Annotated in this window: 16 protein-coding genes; 13 read left to right on the forward strand and 3 right to left on the reverse strand. The window is 48.9% G+C overall.

Going from position 1 to position 19,706, the window contains the following annotated elements; translation table 11 throughout:
* Positions 1–12 precede the first annotated feature (12 nt).
* Entirely contained in the window at positions 13–843 is an 831-nt protein-coding gene (locus G3255_RS02145) for an undecaprenyl-diphosphate phosphatase (RefSeq protein WP_211653086.1), read from the reverse strand.
* A 148-nt stretch (positions 844–991) separates the two neighbouring features.
* On the opposite strand from G3255_RS02145, the gene G3255_RS02150 reads away from it, so the two are divergent.
* From G3255_RS02150 to G3255_RS02175, 6 genes are all read left to right on the forward strand, one after another.
* A complete protein-coding gene (locus tag G3255_RS02150; RefSeq protein ID WP_211653087.1) occupies positions 992–2,071 on the forward strand; it encodes an AI-2E family transporter in 1,080 nt (359 codons plus the stop codon).
* Positions 2,072–2,174: 103 nt separating this feature from the next.
* A complete protein-coding gene (locus G3255_RS02155; protein WP_211653088.1) occupies positions 2,175–2,618 on the forward strand; it encodes a MarR family winged helix-turn-helix transcriptional regulator in 444 nt (147 codons plus the stop codon).
* A 3-nt stretch (positions 2,619–2,621) separates the two neighbouring features.
* Positions 2,622–5,243 (forward strand): MMPL family transporter, encoded by a 2,622-nt coding sequence (locus tag G3255_RS02160; RefSeq protein WP_211653089.1) that lies wholly within the window; start codon positions 2,622–2,624, stop codon positions 5,241–5,243.
* Between the two features lie 408 nt (positions 5,244–5,651).
* Positions 5,652–6,104 (forward strand): hypothetical protein, encoded by a 453-nt coding sequence (locus tag G3255_RS02165; protein WP_211653090.1) that lies wholly within the window; start codon positions 5,652–5,654, stop codon positions 6,102–6,104.
* Complete coding sequence (locus tag G3255_RS02170) at positions 6,104–6,556, forward strand: GNAT family N-acetyltransferase (RefSeq protein ID WP_211653091.1); 453 nt, start codon at positions 6,104–6,106, stop codon at positions 6,554–6,556. Before G3255_RS02165 ends, G3255_RS02170 begins: the two co-directional genes overlap by 1 nt.
* 120 nt (positions 6,557–6,676) lie before the next feature.
* The gene (locus G3255_RS02175; protein ID WP_211653092.1) at positions 6,677–8,326 is read left to right on the forward strand and encodes a serine hydrolase; all 1,650 of its coding nucleotides are present in this window, start codon (positions 6,677–6,679) and stop codon (positions 8,324–8,326) included.
* A 901-nt stretch (positions 8,327–9,227) separates the two neighbouring features.
* Here G3255_RS02175 and G3255_RS02180 read toward each other — a convergent pair.
* Positions 9,228–9,428, reverse strand: a complete 201-nt coding sequence (locus G3255_RS02180; protein ID WP_058381906.1) for a cold-shock protein — start codon at positions 9,426–9,428, stop codon at positions 9,228–9,230.
* 214 nt (positions 9,429–9,642) lie between these two features.
* On the opposite strand from G3255_RS02180, the gene G3255_RS02185 reads away from it, so the two are divergent.
* The 7 genes from G3255_RS02185 (at position 9,643) to G3255_RS02215 (ending at position 17,599) form a co-directional block, all read left to right on the forward strand.
* Positions 9,643–10,164 carry a P-loop NTPase family protein gene (locus G3255_RS02185; protein ID WP_211653093.1) on the forward strand — a complete coding sequence of 174 codons (522 nt, stop codon included), beginning with the start codon at positions 9,643–9,645 and terminating at the stop codon, positions 10,162–10,164.
* 152 nt (positions 10,165–10,316) lie between these two features.
* A complete protein-coding gene (locus tag G3255_RS02190) occupies positions 10,317–10,973 on the forward strand; it encodes a hypothetical protein (RefSeq protein ID WP_211655730.1) in 657 nt (218 codons plus the stop codon).
* Between the two features lie 105 nt (positions 10,974–11,078).
* Positions 11,079–12,578, forward strand: a complete 1,500-nt coding sequence (locus G3255_RS02195) for a UDP-N-acetylmuramoyl-L-alanyl-D-glutamate--2,6-diaminopimelate ligase (protein ID WP_211653094.1) — start codon at positions 11,079–11,081, stop codon at positions 12,576–12,578.
* Between the two features lie 80 nt (positions 12,579–12,658).
* Positions 12,659–14,041 (forward strand): class II fumarate hydratase, encoded by a 1,383-nt coding sequence (fumC, locus tag G3255_RS02200; RefSeq protein WP_211653095.1) that lies wholly within the window; start codon positions 12,659–12,661, stop codon positions 14,039–14,041.
* A gap of 125 nt (positions 14,042–14,166) precedes the next feature.
* Positions 14,167–14,829 (forward strand): Dph6-related ATP pyrophosphatase, encoded by a 663-nt coding sequence (locus tag G3255_RS02205; RefSeq protein WP_211653096.1) that lies wholly within the window; start codon positions 14,167–14,169, stop codon positions 14,827–14,829.
* 6 nt (positions 14,830–14,835) lie between these two features.
* Positions 14,836–15,831: a GNAT family N-acetyltransferase gene (locus G3255_RS02210; RefSeq protein WP_211653097.1), complete on the forward strand. Its 996-nt coding sequence runs from the start codon at positions 14,836–14,838 to the stop codon at positions 15,829–15,831.
* 190 nt (positions 15,832–16,021) lie between these two features.
* Positions 16,022–17,599 (forward strand): BCCT family transporter, encoded by a 1,578-nt coding sequence (locus G3255_RS02215; protein ID WP_211653098.1) that lies wholly within the window; start codon positions 16,022–16,024, stop codon positions 17,597–17,599.
* A 164-nt stretch (positions 17,600–17,763) separates the two neighbouring features.
* Here the strand turns inward: G3255_RS02215 and G3255_RS02220 are convergent, their stop codons facing one another.
* Positions 17,764–19,647, reverse strand: coding sequence for an LTA synthase family protein (locus G3255_RS02220; RefSeq protein ID WP_349291460.1), 1,884 nt, complete (start codon positions 19,645–19,647; stop codon positions 17,764–17,766).
* Positions 19,648–19,706 lie beyond the last annotated feature (59 nt).

Consider the following 19,706-nt stretch of genomic DNA (forward strand, 5'->3'; position numbering starts at 1 on the left):
GGGGTTTTTTTATTAGTTCAACAAGAACCAAGCGAGCACGACGAGCGGGCCGACGATAAAGCAGTAGATCGCAAAATACTTGAGCTGGCCTTTCGCCATAATGTTCATGAACCATTTCAGCGAGAAGTACGAAGCGACGAGCGAGCCGACAAACGCCATGATATATGGCACGGCCATTGTCGCTAGATTATCGTCATTGACGATGTCGGTGATGCTCAGCACAGCTCCGCCAAAACTGACCGGAATGAACAGCAGAAACGAAAAGCGCAATGCTGTCTCTTGGTTAATGCCGCGAGCCATAGCGGCCACAATCGTGGCGCCGCTGCGGCTGATGCCGGGGATCAAAGCGACGGCTTGGGCGCCGCCGATGATCCAGGCGTCTTTCATCGTCATATTGCCGTCTTTCCGTTGGCCGCGCATATTGCGGATCAGCCAAAGGGCGAGACCGGTGATAACCAAAGTGACGCCGACCGTGACGATCGTCGACAAGTAGGAATCAATCGTGTCTTGGAATAACACGCCGATGATGCCCGCCGGGATGGTCGCAACGACCAAGTAAACGACAAACATGAAATCGCGCCGCGTTTCCGGCGTTTTTTCTTTGAAGAATTTCAAGCCATTGATCACCAGCCGTTTGATGTCGTCACGGTAAATGATCAAGACAGCGATTAAAGATGCGCTATTGACGAGCAACGCAAATGTCGAATTGCTTCCTTCGATTTCAACATCGAGAAAATACTGCGCAATCAGCAAGTGGCCGCTTGAAGAGATCGGGATCGGTTCCGTGAGCCCTTGGAATAGCCCAAGTAGCAAAAATTTAATTGTAAGCCATAATTGTTCCATTTGTATGTATCCCCCAAATTCTATTCATTCTTGCAACTACAGTCATAAGACGTTCAGTGTTTGAAAAAGTTCACGTTACATAAAAACATATAATACCATATAATCATGATAAACTGGGTATACACATGAAAGAAAGGAAGTGTAATAGGTGACAAATAAATTATGGTTTCAAGCGGGCGTCGGAATCATCCTGACACTGGTCATCATTCGTTTATTCATCGAAGTCCAGGGGATTTTCGACCCGCTGTTCATCATTGCGGGAACGATTTTCGTACCGCTGCTTCTCGGGGGCGTGTTGTTTTATTTGACGCGTCCGCTGCTGTATTTTTTGGAGAAACGCAAATTTCCTAAATGGTCCGGCATCCTGATCATTGTACTTTTGATCGTTTTGGTCTTTTATCTATTGTATGCAATGGTCGGACCGATGGTGACGGAACAGGTCAACTCTCTTGTTGACAATGCACCTGAAATTATTGAGGATGTCGAAGACTATGCGCAGTATCTGCTCGCCCAGCGCGACCGTTTGCCCGATTCACTCGAAGAGCAAATCAATGATATGAGCGGCCAGATCGGCGACCGCATCGGCGATATCGGCGGCTGGATCGTGTCGTTCCTGACGAGCTTTATTTCGGGGCTGTTTACACTGATCCTCGTGCCGTTTTTCCTGATCTATCTATTGATCGATCATCGGAAATTCATCCCGTTCATTTCCGGCTTCTTCAGCGGACAGCGCAAGCTATGGGTCATCAAGACGCTCAAGGACATCGACCACACGTTGCAGGCCTATATCCAAGGCCAGTTGTTCGTCAGCTTTTTGGTTGGGATTATGCTATACATCGGCTATTTGATCATCGGCCTTGAATACTCGTTGTTATTGGCAATCATCGGCATGGCAACGAACGTCATCCCGTTTCTCGGGCCATATATCGCTGTTGTGCCGGCCATCATCATCGCGCTCGTACAAGAGCCGATCATGGCAGTTTATGTCGCCATCATCATGTTGATCGCACAACAGATTGAGAGTAATTTCATTACCCCGAACGTTATGGGGAATGCGCTCGATGTCCACCCGCTGACAGTCATCACATTGATTCTTGCAGCCGGTAACATCGCGGGCATTTGGGGGATAATCTTGGCGATCCCGTTTTATGCGGTCGTGAAAACGATCATCAAAAACATTTACGCAAGGCGCCAGGAAATCCGCTCGACCGCAACAAGAGAAGTATAAGGGAAAACCCGCAACGCTGGTTGCGGGTTTTTAATATGGGCAATTACTTGACGATAAATGGTTTACCCCCTAAACTATTGATAGTTGAGGGGGTAAACCATTTATGGATATGCGCATTAAAGAAGCGGTCGAATTGTTTCAAGAAGTATTATTTTACGGAACGGAACGGGTTATCCGTTCGGTGGACAATCCGTTGTGGGAACAGTTTTCCCCCGAGCAGATGCAGTCGCTGAAGCTAATCGGCAAAGAAGGTCGAATCACATCGGCGAGACTTGCAGTGCTGCAGGGTGTACATAAAAGCGCCGTCTCAAACCGCACGAAAAAGCTATTGCAAAAAGAATTGATTCAAGTCGTCCAGACGGCAGATCGGCGGGAAAAGCTGCTTGAATTGACCGATGCCGGAAAATCGGTCCTCGAAGAATCGGATAAAATATTGGCGGAGTATTTGGAAAAACTGATGTCGGAACAAGTCGACGACCAGGAAATCGATCAATTCTTGGTGATTTTCAGAAAGCTCAGCGCAATCATGAAAACGGATGGAGTGTAAGGGATGCAAACGATACTGAAATTAAAATGGCCGATCATGATCGGGCTCATCGTATTGACGGCGGCATTGTTTTTAGTGGCGCCAAACTTAACGGAACAAGCGGAAGAAGCAGGTTCGTTCCAATTGTCCGAACAAGCGGACTCGCAGCGTGCGGCTACCATTTTGGAATCGGCTGATGTGTCAGGGCAGACGATTTCATTGGTGATCGAACTGGATTCAGCGCTCGATGAAACAAGCGAGCAGCAGATTGCGGATATGAGAGCGGAAATCGAAGCGCTCGGCGATCCGGTGACGACAGTATTGGATCCATTTGAAAATGAAGAACTCGAAGCTCAATTGGTGGCAGAAGATCGACAGACGGTCTTGCTTCCGGTATCGATTGAAGGAACAGACGAAGAAGCGGCGGCACTCGCCGATGAAATCCGTGAAACGATTGTGCCAGAAGATTTAACGGTCTACTTGACAGGTGAGGCGATCATCAACCAAGACGTCAATACCAGTGCGCAGGAAGGGCTGAAGAAAACCGAAATCATCACGGTAGTTTTGATTTTCGGCTTGCTGCTGGCGGTATTCCGTTCGTTTATCACGCCAATCATCCCGCTTGTGGCGGTAGGGCTCAGCTATTTGCTCAGCCAATCGCTCGTGGCGTTTTTCATCGATTGGTTCGGCTTCCCGGTATCGAATTACACGCAGATTTTCCTGGTGGCGATTCTGTTCGGTCTCGGGACTGATTATTGTATCTTGTTGCTCAGCCGTTATAAAGAAGAGCTGACAGAAGGAAAAGATGTGCAAGAAGCGATTCTGAATACGTACCGGACGGCAGGGAAGACTTTGTTCATCAGCGGATTCTCGGGCTTTATCGCATTTGCAGCTATCGGTTTTGCGGAATTCCCGATTTTCAAATCGGCCGTTGCCGTCGCAGTCGGCATCGCCGTACTCCTTGTCGTGCTGTTTACCGTCATGCCGTTTTTCATGGCGGTGCTAAAAGACAAGCTGTTCTGGCCAAGCAAGGGCTCGGCTTCCCATAAGGACAGCAAATTGTGGATCTGGATCGGCAAATTGTCCGTCAACCGGCCGCTTTGGTCGATGCTGCTGGTGGCGGCCATTACGGTTCCTTTGTTGTTCTCCTATAATAATGACCTTTCATTTAATACAGTAGACGAAATCAGTTCGGATTATGAATCGGTGAAAGGCCTCGATGCCATTGAATCGGCATTCGGCGCAGGCAATACGATGCCGGTGCAAGTTGTCATCAAAGGCGAAGAAAACCTAACGGCAGAAGAAACAATTCCGTATCTGGATGCCTTGGCGCAGGACATGGAAAAAGTCGAAGGTGTCGACATGGTTCGTGCCATTACGCGCCCTACCGGTTCGGTCATCGATGAATTTTTCGTCGATCATCAGTTGGGCCTTATCGCAGAAGGACTTGAAGAAGCGAATGCCGGGATTGGCGAAGTCCAGTCCGGCCTCGGGGAAATCGAAACCAATCTGGAAACGATCAGCGGACAGGCTGGAGGCGCTGGTCTTCGCGAAGCAGCTGCAGGTTTGTCGCAAGTGAACGGGCAGCTCGAACAGATTTCAGGCGGCCTCCAGCAGACCGGCAATATTGAACAGACAGTCGGTGCGCTCGCGCAAGTGAATGCCGGGCTTTCAGAGATCGAACAAGGCTTGAACGGCGGCGCTGGCCAGTATGATGAATTGGCTGGCGGCATCGGGGAGCTTGCGCAAGGCGTCGGCGCTTCATCCGACGGCCTTGTGGAAATCAGTGAAGGCTTGACTGAAATCGCCGACACGCTGACAGGCATCAGCGACAGCGAAGCGGTGCGCGGCACAGGGATCTATCTTCCTGAAGGCATCTTGGAACAAGAAGAATTCGAACCGCTGCTTGATCAGTATGCATTTGGCGAAGGGGAAGGCATGCTGATGGAAGTGGTGCTCGAAGAAGATCCATATTCGCCGGAAGCGATCGACATCGTCACGAATTTGAAAGAAGCGGCCGAGAGAAGCATTAACGGCACGCCTCTTGAAGAAGTGGACATCGCATATGGCGGGGTTCCAAGCATCAATAGCGACTTGAAGGATATCTCAGAGAGCGACTTTACGCGAACGGTCAGCATTATGCTCATCAGTTTGTTCGTGGTTTTGGCAGTGCTTCTGCGTTCCTTCATCATGCCGCTGTTCATGATTGGCTCTCTTTTATTGACTTATTATAGTTCGATTGCGATCACCGAGTTGATCTTCGTCGGATGGCTTGGCTATGATGGCATCACGTGGGCCGTTCCGTTCTTTGGCTTCGTCATGCTCGTCTCGCTCGGCATTGATTATTCGATCTTCCTGCTCGACCGCTACCGGGAAGAAGCCTTGACGGCTGAAGACTTCTCGAAAGCGATGCACCGGTCGATGGCGAAAATGGGGACAGTCATCATCACGGCTGCCATTTTGCTCGCTGGAACCTTCGGCGCGATGCTGCCATCTGGAGTCTTAAGCCTGATGCAGATCGCAGCCATCGTCATCACAGGCTTGCTGCTTTACGGCTTGATCGTTTTGCCGCTGCTCGTGCCGGCGATTACCGTTTCATTTGCGGGCGGCGCTTGGTGGCCATTCGGATTGAAAAAGAAAAAATAAGTTTTAAGGGCTGTCCCAAAAGGTCACGAAAAGAGACTTTTAGGGGCAGTCCCTTTTCGTCTCTTAAAGAAAGTGCCGATGTCCGTTTCGACGGACGCTTTCCGCGGGCACGGCCTTAGCCGCTTCCCTCGCTTCGCTCAGTCCAGGGTCTTCGGCTCGCGTCGCTCCTTCGCTTAGCTCAGTCACTGCTCCCGCTGGAGTCGCCGTCTCCATTCCTACCAGCCGGCTACTTTCAGGGGCATCACCGATAAATGAAAAACAGACGGAGAAAAAGAATTTCTTTTTCTCCGTCTGTTTTATTTTAGGGACTTATGGGCAGTCCTTTTTCTATTATTTCGCAAACGGCGAAGCGTACCCTATGCGTGTTATAATAAAGTCAGAAATCCAAAGAAGAAATGGGGATGTCCAGTGCTGACATTTGAACAAAAACTAGAAGTGATCGAAGCGTTTCCGGAACTGACACGAAAAGAAGTGTCAATGAAACGAGTCAACTTCCAATTTGAAGAAAGCCTCTACGATAAGAAAAACGTGGTCTACCATCTGCACCCGAACGGCAACGGCTTTGTCTTCGTCGGCGATTTGCCGCATTACGAAGCGGACAGCCGCGGCTTGGTCAATATTCGCGATTTTTCAGCGAGCCAGTTGCGCAGCATCATTGCCGACTCGATTGATTATTTGGGCCAAGAACCTGAACCGCCTTATGATAAGCGGTGGACCAATAGAGAAGGCGAAAAACTCGACCTTGTCTACGAAGAGCCTTTCTGGAATATCTACACAGGCAAAAACCTCGAAGAAAGCTTTGGCACATTTGATGATGCTGAAGATTATCTGCTCGACCAAGGATTCAGCGAGCGGAAATAATGAACATCCGAAGATTGGGAATGCACGAGGAATTGCCGCTCGGCCTGTTGCTGGAAGCGGATCCTTCTGAGCAATTGGTTCGCGACTATTGTTCTGGCGGCCATTGCTTTATCGCCGAACAACAGGAAACCGTCATGGGCGTGTTCGTCTTGGTTGCGCTGGATTCGAATACCGCTGAAATTAAAAACATTGCACTCGCTGAGTCTGAGCGCGGCAAAGGGCTTGGCAAGCGTTTGGTGTTTTCAGCGCTCGAAGAAGCGAAAAAGCTCGGCTTTTCAACTGTTGAGATCGGCACCGGAAATTCGAGTTTGGCGCAATTGGCGCTCTACCAAAAATGCGGGTTCCGCATGAAATCGATCGACCGGGATTTTTTCACCCGCCATTACGAAGAACCGATTTTTGAAAATGGCCTCCAATGCCGGGATATGGTGCGGCTCGATTATCGGTTATAACAAGCGAATGCAGCAGATGCATTCGCTTTTTTCTTTTATTATCAACAAGACAGCTGCGCATGCGGCGAAAAAGAGGAAAATTCTGACCATTTTCGGTATGCTGAGAGAAGAGGTGAGGACATGTTCAAGAAAGTGATACTGTACACAAACCGTTTGGATGAAATGAAAGGCTTCTATGAGTACCAGTTGGGCTTCCGGATTGTCGAGGAAGACGAAGCAAGCTTTGCGCTTTCGATCGGCACGTCCGTTTTGGAATTTCGCCAGTCGGACCGAGCGTCTTTTTACCATTATGCGATCAATATTCCAGGCAACCAATTCAGTTTGGCTAAATTCTGGGCGCGTGCACGCGTCGAACTGAACCGCCAGGAAGGCATGGATGAAATCTATTATTCGAATTTTAATTCCGATGCATTTTACTTCCAGGACCCTGCCGGCAATATCGTTGAGTTTATCGGACGCCGCCACGTCGACATCATGGATGACTTCACAATCGATTCACTGCTCGATATCAGTGAAGTCGGCATCGTTTCGCCACATGTAAAGGAAGTGGGCGAGTCATTGGAACAGATGGAGATTCCCGTTCGCGGCAATAAAGGGATCGATGCGACAACGCTGAATTTCCTCGGCAAAGACCCCCATTTTCTGGTGCTGGTACCGCCGAAACGAACGTGGTTCTTCTCCAAGCTGAAAAGCGAAACCCATCCGCTTGCAATCGAACTTGCAGACGGGCGGATGATCGAAATTGACGTGGAAGGGCATATGGTTCAAAAGCAAGCGGATAATCCGGTTTCCGACTTGATGGAATCCGCTGCCTTTTCAGGGACTGCCCATATGGCGGGCAATGAAAATTGGTCGCTTGCCAAAGGATTCGCGAACCGTGCGGACGAACGGCCGATTGCCGTCGACAGCCGCTTCGGCATCGCGTCCGGCAGCAAAATCTTTACAGCCGTGGCCGTGTTGCAATTGGTGGAACAAGGCAAGCTTGAGCTATCCGCCAAGCTGTCAGAGCTATTGCCGAAGACCTTCCCGAATTTCAACGCCACGGTTCATCAATTGTTGTGCCATACATCGGGTCTTCCTGATTACTTCGATGAAGAAGTTATGGATGATTTTGAACAATTATGGCAAGAGATTCCGATGTACCGGATGGAGACGCCGGCTGATTTTGTACCATTATTCCGCGACTTGCCGCCTGTCGAAGAACCGGGAGCGCGTTTTCGCTCTAACAACGCCGGCTATATTGCGCTTGGGCTGATTATCGAGCAAGTGACTGGCGAAGAGTTTGCCGATTATGTCGAGCGGGAAGTTTTGGAGAAAGCAGATATGTCGGACTCGGGTTATTTCCGCCTGGACCGGTTGCCGAAAAATACGGCGTATGGATATATTGAGGAAGACGGCTCTTGGCGCACGAACCAATACGCGATTCCAGTTCGCGGTGGAGCGGACGGAGGCGCCTTCGTCACGGCAGGGGACATGGCGAAATTCTGGAACCGGTTGATGGACGGGACTTTATTGTCTGAAGAGATGAAAAACCGCCTGCTGACGGTCCAGACACAAGAAGGCGAACAGGCTTACGGCTACGGTGTGTGGATCGATAAGCAAGAAGCGGAGATGGTGAAGTATCATGTAATGGGGTACGACCCAGGCGTGAATTTCCGCTCGGGCTATTATCCACAGCAAAAATCCATCGTTACTGTATTGTCAAATGCAGGGGAAGGCGCGTATGATATAGTGAAAGCCATTGAACGCGAGAAAAAACTGAGAGGGTGAGTCGATGGACGGAAAAAAACTGGCCATGAGCGTAGTGGTCGGAACGCTCCTGTTGGTCGCGATCATTTTCCTGGTCTTCCAATTGTATTTCATCATGAATTAAAAAAAGCTGCCATTGGGCAGCTTTTTTCTTTGTGAAATACGGGAGGGAAGTGAGTGGAGAAAGTTTGTACTATTCGACTGCGTTGCAGGGGGCTGCTTGGTGCTCGCAGGATGCGAGTCATGCAGTTGATGCGACAGGACGTCGCGTTTTCAACTGCCCGGGAGCGGGTGTTGAGCCAACGTGCCGAATTTCTCTGTGTTCGAGCATCGCTTGATACGCGTTGCTCCCACATCTGCTACGCAGATGCGTCGCAAATGAATGGACTCGGCTTCCCCTCGCCATCCATTCACCCCTTCCACTCCGTCTCTAGTTTTAGAAGGAAGAGAATTTCTTTTATCCGCTCGACTGAAAATGTGGAAATGCTTCATGCTTTGTAGCTCATATCATTTGGAACAAGAGAAGGCGATAGTGAGTACTAGTTTCACCACAAGCTTCTTGACTCAAATGCTATAGGACTAGATGCTTCATCGCAGGAAGCGATTTCCCCGCTAGCCGGCAACTAGTTAAAGAAGCAGAACTGACTAAACGCACCCGGATTAATGGAATTTCTCAGCCGCCGAGCGTAAGGGGGTGAGCCGACGCAATAAGACAGGTGCTCTTACTGGCTTGTTGCCAAAGGCCAACCCAAAGCAGGGCGGCGAATACTAAAGCGACGCTTATATCAATATGCTGGAACATTTCCGCACACAAACATTGGCTATCTTCACCTAGAGAACTCGCTCCATTGCATGCATATATTTTTAGACAATAAAAAATGGACTCTTCCGAAGAAGAGTCCATTGAAAGTTTAAGGGTTAATTAAGCTTTTGATACGTTAGTAGCTTGAAGACCGCGTTGGCCTTGCTCGATGTCAAAAGTAACTTCTTGACCTTCGTCAAGAGTTTTGAATCCTTCGCTTTGGATAGCTGAGAAGTGTACGAATACGTCGTCTCCGCCTTCGCGCTCGATGAAGCCGAATCCTTTTTCTGAGTTAAACCATTTTACTTTACCTTGTTCCATGTGTGTTTCCTCCTCGTATGCTAATGCATACATTGTATTACTATCCTTGCTCAAATCCTTCAGATAAAATCTGATACTTAATGAAAAGCCATCGAACAAAAATAATTCTTCCTTAGAATAGCACGGCACTCTGTGGAATGCAAGGGTTAAGTTCGGTTGGTTCTTTTTCCCGCCATTCGTTATAGTTAAATGAAGAGGGATAGGAGGGGAATCGATGCAGCGGATTATGGTGATCGGTGTATCAGCGGGAGCCGGCAAATCAACGTTTGCGAGACGTTTGGGGGAAGTAATGGAGTTGCCGGTGCATCATTTGGACGCGTATTATTGGAAGCCGGGATGGGTCGAAGCAGAAGAAAAAGAATTTCGGCACAAGCAACAGGAACTGGCGAATGAGTCACGCTGGATCATCGAAGGGAACTATAACAGCACGGTCGATATCCGCTTGTCGGCTTGCGATGCACTTATCCAATTGCAGCTGCCGCTGTGGCGCTGTTTATGGCGTGTATTGAAAAGGCGCGTCCAATACCGCAAACAGGCGAGGCCGGATATGGCGCCAGGATGTCCTGAAAAGCTGGATTACGAATTCTTGAAGTTCATCGTGACAACTTATCGCAGCCGGCAAAAATCGCAGCATCATTTAATAGAAGAATTTATTAGGGAGTATCCTGAAAAACAGGCGTATATTCTCCGTACTCAGGCGGAAATCGACGCTTTTTTATTGCAAGCCGGTAAATAGTTTCAATTTTACAGTCAATTGAAAAAACTTGAAGACGATGGATAGCGAACATGGTATTCTGATAGTACGAAAGAAATGAGGGGGAATGGGCTTTGAATGACCGTCTATATGAAGGTACACTGACCAATGTGCGTTTGCACAAACAGGTGCCAATGTATATGAAGCGCCTGTACCTGGAGGATTTGGCTGAAATCGAACGGGTTCAGCAAACGGTTATCGACTCGCTGCCAGAGAAAAATACGTTGCAGCCTTTATCAACCGAGGAATTTTTATTTATTTTGAATCACAATGGCTTGATCGTTGGGGCATATGTAGAAGGAGAACTCGTGGCTTTTCGGGCATTGCTCGTTCCGGAAATTGATGCGGAACATCTCGGACGGGATATCGGGCTTTCAGAAGAAGAACTTGGCGACATGATCTACCAGGAAATTTCGGCGGTCGCTCCTGATTATCGGGGAAACCGCCTTCAGCAGAAATTGGCAGAAGTGGTAATGAAGGAACTGAAGAAGCTGGAAAAGAAATTCCGATACGTTGCTTGTACAGTGGCCCCAATGAATATCCCGAGCTTGAAAGATAAATTCACGCAGCAGATGCACATCGCTGCGTTGAAAAAGAAGTACGACGGCCTGGAACGTTATATTCTGGTAAAGGATCTCGATCAGCCTAATGCAGATTACGGCAATCAAATCACGGCACCGATTGACGACCTGAAAAAACATCAAGAATTACTAAATGAAGGATATGTTGGAATCGGCTTCCAGATGGTCAAAGGCTTTCATGCGCTACAATTTGCCAAACCTCTTAGTTGATCGGTAATTTTTTTAAAAAAGCGTCTCGAATTGTGGAACACTACTGCGCTTTCCTGTAAAATTATCAGAAATTCACATAAATTTATCTTCAAGAGGAGTTACGATATGAAGTTGCAATTTGCACAAATCCCCGGGGTACGTATAGTAAAATCATTCGGGCCAGAGTCAGCGGACATCCAGGCGATTGTCTATAACTCTTCGGCGGCACGGAATGGTTCTGCATTTTTTTGCGTCATCGGAGAGAACACGGACGGACATTTATACATAGAGCCTGCCATCGAAAATGGTGCACAGGCAATCATCGGCTCCAACGAGGAAATTCTGTCCCAACAAGCGAAGCGCCATCCGGCTGTCAGCTTTGTGCTGGTGGCGGATGTACGCTATGCACTTGCGCACACTGCAGATTTCTTTTTCAGCTCACCACAGCATGATTTGTTTAAAATCGGCGTGACAGGCACGAACGGCAAGACCACAACGGCTACCTATGTCCGTAATTTATTCAATTTGCTGGGAACACCTTGTGGATTTATTGGCACGACAGGCATCGAAACGGCTGAAGGCAAAGTGCCGTTCAAAAAAAGCACGCCGACTACGCCAATCGCTTCGGATATCCACCAGATTTTCTCCATGCTGGTTGATGCTGACACACAGGCAGTTGCCATGGAAGTGTCGTCTACTGCACTGGATCAGCAGCGCGTGGAAGGCATCGTTTTCGATGTCGCGATCCATACGAATTTATCCGAGGAACATCTCGAATACCATAAAACTTTTGAACATTACCGGGAGTCTAAACTGAAATTGTTCGAGCGCGCGAAAGCGGCAGTCGTCAATCTCGATGACCCTGGTTTGAGCGGCGGCATTCTAGCGGTGGCGGATTATCCGGTACTGAGCTATAGCCAAAATCCGTCGAGCGGCGCCGATCTCATTTGGGGAGATTACAGCGCATCTGCACAAGGCATGCGTTTTGAATTGAATTATAGAGGCGACGTCCGGATGATCGAAGCCCCGCTATTCGGCGATTACAATGCCGCGAATTTGACGGCGGCGATTGCGACTGCCTTGCACGCAGGACATTCACTCGACCAAATCATTGCGGTCTTGCCGGATATGCCTCAAGTGGAAGGGCGTTTTCAAGTGATCAGGGGACCTGAAGAGCGGACCATCATTTTGGATTACGCCCATACCCCAGTCGCGATCGATGCGGTCTTAAAAGAAGCCCGTAAATTGCCGCATCGCCGTTTAATCGCGCTTATTGCCGGAATCGGCATCCGTGATTTCGCCAAGATGCCGAAAATGGCGAAAGCGTCTGAAGGAAAAGCAGATGTTTTAGTCGTTACAGTCGACCATCCGGGTTATAACGACCCGGATGAGGTTGTATCGGAAGTGATCAAAGGCTTCAGTGTGCCGTACATGCAAAAAGTGCTGAAGGCGCCAACACGCAAACAGGCAGTGGAAAAAGCGCTTGAGGAAAGCGGCCCAGAAGACATCATCTTGTTGTCGAGCGGCTGTATCAACGGCGCGCAAATCATCAAAGGGGAACATATCCCGCATTCAGATGAAGCGATAATCGAAGCGTTTTTCTCGAGCAAAACCGGGGAATTTTAGCGGCGAGGGTCGCTTTTTTCGGGTGGAATGTGTTTAATAGAAGAGAAGCTAGTTAAAGACTAAGAATTGGAGTGAATGGAATGCAGTATCGTACAGAAAAAGACACGATCGGTGAAATTCAAGTTGAAGCTGACAAAATGTGGGGCGCGCAAACTCAGCGCAGCGTCCAAAACTTTGCCATCGGAACAGAACGTATGCCCCATGAAGTGGTCATGGCATTTGCTCAATTGAAAAAAGCGACAGCTAAAGCGAACCACAAGCTCGGCAAGATGTCCGACGTTAAAATGCGCGCAATCGAAGCGGCTGCCAACGAAGTAATCGAAGGCAAATGGAACGACCATTTCCCGCTCGTCGTTTGGCAGACAGGAAGCGGCACGCAGTCCAATATGAACATGAACGAAGTATTGGCGCGCCGCGGAAACGAAATTTTGGCAGAACAGGGGTCGGATGAAAAACTTCACCCGAACGATGACGTCAATATGTCCCAAAGCTCGAACGATACATATCCGACAGCAATGCACGTTGCCGGCGTTCTAGCGGTAACGGAGCAATTGATTCCAGCGGTCCAGAAGTTGAAAGCGACTTTGGATGAAAAAGCGAAGAAATTCGACGACGTCATCAAAATCGGCCGCACGCACTTGCAGGATGCCACACCGCTTACATTAGGCCAGGAAATCAGCGGCTGGCGCCACATGTTGGAGAAAAGCGAGCGCATGATCAAAGAAAGCGTCGAGCATATGCGTGAACTTGCGATCGGCGGAACAGCAGTTGGAACAGGCATTAACGCAGACCCGAAATTCGGCGGCTATGTTGCGGAATTCATCGCAGAAGCAGTCGGCACGGAATTCACTTCAGCGGAAAACAAATTCCATGCACTGACAAGCCACGATGAAATGGTCTATGTGCACGGTGCAGTGAAAGCTCTTGCGGCAGATGCGATGAAGATTGCCAACGATGTACGCTGGCTCGCAAGCGGCCCACGCAGCGGCATCGGCGAAATCACGATTCCGGCAAATGAGCCGGGCAGCTCGATCATGCCAGGGAAAGTTAACCCGACGCAAAGCGAAGCCTTGACGATGGTATCAGCCCAGGTCATGGGCAACGACGCAGCGATCGGATTTGCGGCGAGCCAAGGAAACTTTGAACTCAATGTCTTCAAACCGGTCATTGCATACAACTTCCTGCAATCGGTCCGCTTGTTGACGGATTCGCTCGTTTCCTTTAACGATAACTGTGCGATCGGTATCGAAGCGAACTTGGACGTCATCGAAAACCACGTGAAAAATTCCTTGATGCTCGTCACTTCGCTCAACCCGCATATCGGTTACGAAAAAGCGGCAGCAATTGCCAAGCAAGCACATAACGAAGGTACGACGTTGAAAGAATCAGCAGTCAAGAGTGGCCACTTAACGGCGGAGCAATTCGACGAATGGGTGCGCCCGGAGAATATGGTAGGAAAATAATGCAAACAGCCGGGAGTTCCCCGGCTGTTTTTTTGTGGAACAAGGAGTTTTAGGGCAGGAAATAGAAGTAGAGGTAATAAGGAACCGAAAAAGTAAAACATCAGAAACTACAAAAGAGGTGCAGTATGCAAAAAACATTTATTACATCATGGAGCGGGGGCAAAGACTCCGCTTTGGCATTCTTTAGGGCAGTCCAGCAAGGACATGTGCCAATCGCGTTGTTCACCATGTTCGAAGAAGACGGGGAACGCTCAAGATCCCACGGTTTGAAAAAGCAGATCTTGGAAGCGCAAGCGGAACGGATGGGCTTGCCTTTAGTGATCGGCCAAGCAGACTGGTCAGGATATGAAAAGGAATTTATCCACCATCTGCAGCATTTCAAAGAACAAGGCATCGAAATGGGTGTGTACGGCGATATTGACCTGCAGGACCATCTTGATTGGGTTGAAAAAGTCAGCGAAAAGGCAGAACTCGATGTCTTGCACCCATTATGGCAAGAAGCCCGCCGGTCGCTATTGGAAGAGCTGATCGAAGAGGAGTTCAAAGCTGTCATTACAGTGGTGGACACTGCACGAGTCGGGGAGGAGTTTCTCGGGCGCGTTTTTACCCGCGAGCTGATCGAGGAGCTAGAAGCACTCGGCATCGATGCCTGCGGAGAGGAAGGGGAATTCCATACCACATTGGTGGACGGCCCGATTTTTGTTGAACCGCTGCCAGTGGAGTTCGGGGACATTGTGCATGATGGCCAGTACGCAATGCTCGAAGTGAAACTTCAAACAGGGGAGTGATGGAATGTGATCCAGATCATCAGCGTTGAAGAAAAGCATATCCGCCAAATGTCTGCATTGCTTTCAAAACGCCAGGCTCGGGAGCGGAAGATTTTCCCGTATCTGCCGGATAAGTTCGAGGAAATTGATGAGGCGGAGATTGTCATCCGCAAATTGCTCGAGCGCCCTTATGTGAGTGGGGTAGTCGCTGTCCGGGGCATTGATGTAATCGGATACCTGATTTATGAATTCAAGGAAGAAGCCCATCGTGGCCGCTATGTATGGATGGATTATGAATCGATCGCCATCAGCGAGCACGAACATCCGCGCTTGTTGCGCTTATTATATGCGGATGCTGGAGCGGAATGGGTCAAGCATGGTTATTTCCATCATGTGCTGATGGCGCCGCTTGGAGATGAAATGGTGTTCGAGCAATGGTTCGATCAAGGATTCGCCTTCGAGCAGAAATACGCCATCCTGTCGCTTGATGATTATGAACCAAAAAACGGCGCGTTACCGGACCTCGAATTCCGCCGTGGCACGAAAGCAGACGCGCCGCTCCTGAAAAAAATGGCGGTGTGGAACAGCATCCATCAGGCAGCCGCCCCATCCTGGCATCCAATTACAAGGGAAACGATGGAAAATGTTCAGAAAAGCTATGTGGCGCTTACGGAAGATGAAGAAGCTTATCTATGGCTCGTTACCCAAGGCGAACAAGCTGCCGGCTTCCATGTGTATTTCCGTATGGAAGACCCTTTCAGTTTAGTGGCGCCCGAAAATTGCGTAGAACTGCCGGCTGCTTCGACTAACCCGGATATGCGTGGGCGCGGAATCGGCCGTGCACTGGCGAACCATTGCTTTAGTGAATTGAAGAAAGAGGGCTATGATTATATTTTTGCTGATTGGCATACGCCGAACCAAATGGCTTCCTACTTCTGGCCGCGAATGGGTTTCCAACCCGTCATGGTCCGGATGTCACGGCAAATCGATCCGCGCATCTCATGGGCGCACGGCCACGATTGAAAAGAGAGCATCGCTTTGCTTGCTCATGGAAACTAGCTTCGTTATACTCGTAGGCGTGTTGGAAATGACGATATTTCCCAGGCCTTTTCCTGAAAAAACTACATTTCTTTGTAGTTTTTTCTTTTTTTATGATTACAGCGTAAAACTGTCGGGAAGGCAAGAAGGGGATTAAATAATTGAGGGGGATTCGATGAAAAAGAAAGGCTTGATTGATTACCGGATTTTTCTTCCGGCTTTGATCATTATCATCGCAATCAGCGTTCCACTCGCGCTTTATGAAAGCCGTTCACTGGAATTGCTGAATGGGATTTTTACGACAATTGTTGAAGTATTTAGCTGGGGGTATCTCTGGTACGGCATTATATTAGTTGGGGCTGCGTTGTATTTTTCGTATTCCAAATACGGCGATATCGTTCTCGGCGATCCGGCAGAAAAGCCGCGCTTGACTTTATTTGAGTATGCATCTATTTTGATCGCCATGGGGCTCGGTTCGACGATCATGCGCACAGGCATGCTGCAATGGACATCCGTGGCAAACAACCCGCCCGCTGGAATGGACGCCGGTTCACCGGAATCGATTTTAATGGGCAATGCCTACAGCATGTTCTTATGGGGCTTCCAAGTATTCGCGATTTTCGTCATGATCGCCCCGGCGATGGCTTATACGCTGCACGTCAAGAAAAAGCCGATGATGCGCATGTCCGAAGCGGCTCGACCGGTTTTCGGCGATAAGTTGACGGATGGCTGGGCAGGGCGCTTGCTCGATATCCTGTTTTTGCTCAGCATCATGACAGGGGCTGCCGTAACGCTTGGCTTGGGCGCACCGATCATCACATATAATATTTCTGCTTTGATGAACATTGACGTGACGTTCGGATTGACGCTCGTCGTCACTATTGTCTGGGTGGCACTGTTTTCCGTCAGCGCTTATCTTGGCGTGGAGAAAGGCATCAAACGGCTCAGTACGTTCAATATCTATTTAGCTGGTGCCTTTACAGTGTTTATTCTGTTGGCAGGGCCTGGTGTCTTTATCCTGAATTATTTCTCAGACAGCGTTGCATCGCTGTTCACGAATTACTTGAGTTTTTCACTCAACACAGACTCGGTCTACCAAGGTGCGGCGTCGCACGTGCAAAGCAATACAGTATTCTGGTTTGCTTATAGTGCTACATGGGCGATGCTGCATTCGGTGTTTGCGGCCCGTATTTCAAGAGGGCGCACCATCCGCGAGATGATCATGACCTATCTATTGGCGCCGACTCTGTTGTCTTGGATCGCGACAGGCGTTCTCGGCGGGCTTGGTGTTCACCGTTACTTAACGGGAGAATTGCCGATTTTGGATATGGTGAAGGAAAACCGGATGGCTGTCATTCCTGAAATTCTTTCAACCTTGCCGTTTGGCGGGCTCGCAATCGTCGTCTTCATTATCGTCGCGCTCATCTTCCTAACGACGACGCTCGACTCGACGACTTACACGATTGCTGCCTATACGAGCACGCTTGATATGAGCAAAAATGAACCGCCGAAAATTTTGCGCATCCTGGTTGCCGGCATCATTACCATCATTTCACTGGTGCTCATGAGAATCGGCGGCTTGGCACCGCTTGAAGTGGTTTCCGGCTTGATGGGCTTGCCGATCATTTTCATCACCTTCCTGATGATTTATTCGGCGAAGAAAATGATGGACCAAGACCGTGCGTGGCTCACGAATGTACGCGACAAGGAAACGCCTTTGAAACGCTCGAAACAGAAAACGAAAAGTGAATAATTGTGAGGATCCTGCATACCTAAGCGTGTGCAGGTTTTTTTAATTCAGAATCAATTTACTGCATAAAAAAACTGATTTCGACTTGCGAAATCAGTTTTTTATATGCTTCTATTCAATGCTTGTCGTAAAAACGGCAAACAGACTTATGCTGTGGGTTCGTATCGTCATTCGGGTTCGAGTAACTTGCCTGTTTCTTCATTATAGAAACGCAGCAGGTCGCCGTTGATTAAAGCGTCTGAATAGCCGATCTCTTCGAAGGCTTCTTCAACATACGGTTCACAGAAACCTTGATCGATCACCTCGCCGGTGCCGTTTTCATAGCAAGTGTTTCCAGCATAGACATAGTCTTCGGTCACTAGCCGTCCGTCCCTGAAGATGACAAACTCTTCGTGGTCTTCCGCAAACAGGTCGCTGCCGAATTGGACATCAGTCGCTGAATCGACGCCCAGCATATTCAAGAGGGTGGGGCGCATATCAATTTGTCCGCCAATTTCTTCATCGGTGTATCCTTCGCCGTATCCCGGGATGTGGACAAAGAACGGCACGCGTTGGAGCTGCGCCGATTCGTAAGGGGTTATGTCACGCCCTAGATACTGCGCCATTGCGGCATTATGATTTTCAGAGATGCCGTAATGGTCGCCGTAAAGAACGATAATCGAGTCTTCGTACAAGCCATTGTCTTTCAGTTCCTGGAACAATTCCTTCACCGCTTCATCGAGATAGCGCGTCGTCTGGAAATAGCGGTTGAGGGTTCCGGAATTGGAATCGAATTCTTCAATCAGTTTATCTTCAGGGTCCAAGGTGAACGGATGGTGGTTGGTCAAGGTGATCATCCGGCTATAGAAAGGCTGTGGCATGTCTGTCATGTGCTGGACGGATTGCTTGAAGAAAGGGATATCCTTCATGCCCCAATTGACCGCTTGCCCTTCACCGACTTCGTAGCTCTGGATATCAAGGAACTCATCGATTCCCAAGGATTCGTACATCATATCGCGATTCCAGAAGCTTTTGTTATTGGCATGCTGGACATTCGTCGAGTAGCCGTTATCTCCGAGTTTTTCGGCCATCGAATGGTAAGTGTTTCCGGCATGCGTGAAAAAGGCTGCGCTGCCGCCAAGCGGGTACAAGGAATTTTCCAACAGGAACTCCGAGTCAGCGGTCTTGCCGAGCCCGGTTTGGTGATAGAAGTTTGGGAAGTAAATCGTATCTTCATCTTCCGTCAAGCTATTCAAAAATGGTGTGATCGTTTCGCCATTCATCTGTTCATTGATGGTGAAACTCTGCAACGATTCCAAGGTCACGACGATCAAGTTTTTTCCTTCGGCGATGCCGTTCATGTCTTCCGAAGGTTCAACTTGTTGGGTACGGACATGGCTGTTCACTTCAGTGAGTTCCGAGCTGTCGGCAAAAGCGCGCTGGGCTTGGGATTTCGATTGAATATAGACATCGTAGAGATGGTAATTATAGACGCCGAGGTTTTTCACGAGCATTTCACGGTCAAAACTTCTTGTCAATAGCTGTGGCCTTTCCGCTTCAGCAAGCCCCAAATTCAAGAACAGGACAGCTGCTGACAACACGAAATACGATTTTCGCCGGGCAGGAACTTTTGCTTGAACTGCCTTAACCGGAAGAAACTGAATGGCCAAGAAGATGACGATGACATCAGCGAAATAAAGGATGTCGCTGAAGTAGATGCTCGCCGCTGCGCTGGATCCGAGATCGCCAAAATTATTCGTTTGGAAAAGGACCGGCAAGGTGATGAAATCTGTGAAAAATCGGTAAAATGCGACGTTCGCATAGAGCACAATGGAACTGATAGCGGCAAAAGCGAGCAAATATGCATGGCGCAGCTTCGTTTTTTTGATGAATAAAGAAGCGCCGTAGACAAACAGCAGGAAACTCAGCGGGCTTAGGAATAAGATGAATTCCTGCATCGCATTATCGATCGTGATGGAAAAGCCAATTTGATAGACGGCATACGTTTTCAGCCATGTGGCGACAATCGCAATGGCAAGCAGGTAGTATGGATTATGGTTTTTAGTCAATATAGATGGACTCCTTACAGCATATCAATCATTCATTTGCTGGCATGCGGATTTTTATTTCC

The organism is Planococcus sp. MSAK28401 (assembly GCF_018283455.1).
GTDB lineage: Bacteria > Bacillota > Bacilli > Bacillales_A > Planococcaceae > Planococcus > Planococcus alpniumensis.

What these genes read in the sequence shown, in the direction of transcription:
- G3255_RS02145 (WP_211653086.1), bottom strand. Translation starts at nt 843, where the DNA reads ATGGAACAATTATGGCTTACAATTAAATTTTTGCTACTTGGGCTATTC.
- G3255_RS02155 (WP_211653088.1), top strand. Translation starts at nt 2,175, where the DNA reads ATGGATATGCGCATTAAAGAAGCGGTCGAATTGTTTCAAGAAGTATTA.
- G3255_RS02160 (WP_211653089.1), top strand. Translation starts at nt 2,622, where the DNA reads ATGCAAACGATACTGAAATTAAAATGGCCGATCATGATCGGGCTCATC.
- G3255_RS02170 (WP_211653091.1), top strand. Translation starts at nt 6,104, where the DNA reads ATGAACATCCGAAGATTGGGAATGCACGAGGAATTGCCGCTCGGCCTG.
- G3255_RS02175 (WP_211653092.1), top strand. Translation starts at nt 6,677, where the DNA reads ATGTTCAAGAAAGTGATACTGTACACAAACCGTTTGGATGAAATGAAA.
- G3255_RS02180 (WP_058381906.1), bottom strand. Translation starts at nt 9,428, where the DNA reads ATGGAACAAGGTAAAGTAAAATGGTTTAACTCAGAAAAAGGATTCGGC.
- G3255_RS02185 (WP_211653093.1), top strand. Translation starts at nt 9,643, where the DNA reads ATGCAGCGGATTATGGTGATCGGTGTATCAGCGGGAGCCGGCAAATCA.
- G3255_RS02190 (WP_211655730.1), top strand. Translation starts at nt 10,317, where the DNA reads ATGTATATGAAGCGCCTGTACCTGGAGGATTTGGCTGAAATCGAACGG.
- G3255_RS02195 (WP_211653094.1), top strand. Translation starts at nt 11,079, where the DNA reads ATGAAGTTGCAATTTGCACAAATCCCCGGGGTACGTATAGTAAAATCA.
- fumC (WP_211653095.1), top strand. Translation starts at nt 12,659, where the DNA reads ATGCAGTATCGTACAGAAAAAGACACGATCGGTGAAATTCAAGTTGAA.
- G3255_RS02205 (WP_211653096.1), top strand. Translation starts at nt 14,167, where the DNA reads ATGCAAAAAACATTTATTACATCATGGAGCGGGGGCAAAGACTCCGCT.
- G3255_RS02215 (WP_211653098.1), top strand. Translation starts at nt 16,022, where the DNA reads ATGAAAAAGAAAGGCTTGATTGATTACCGGATTTTTCTTCCGGCTTTG.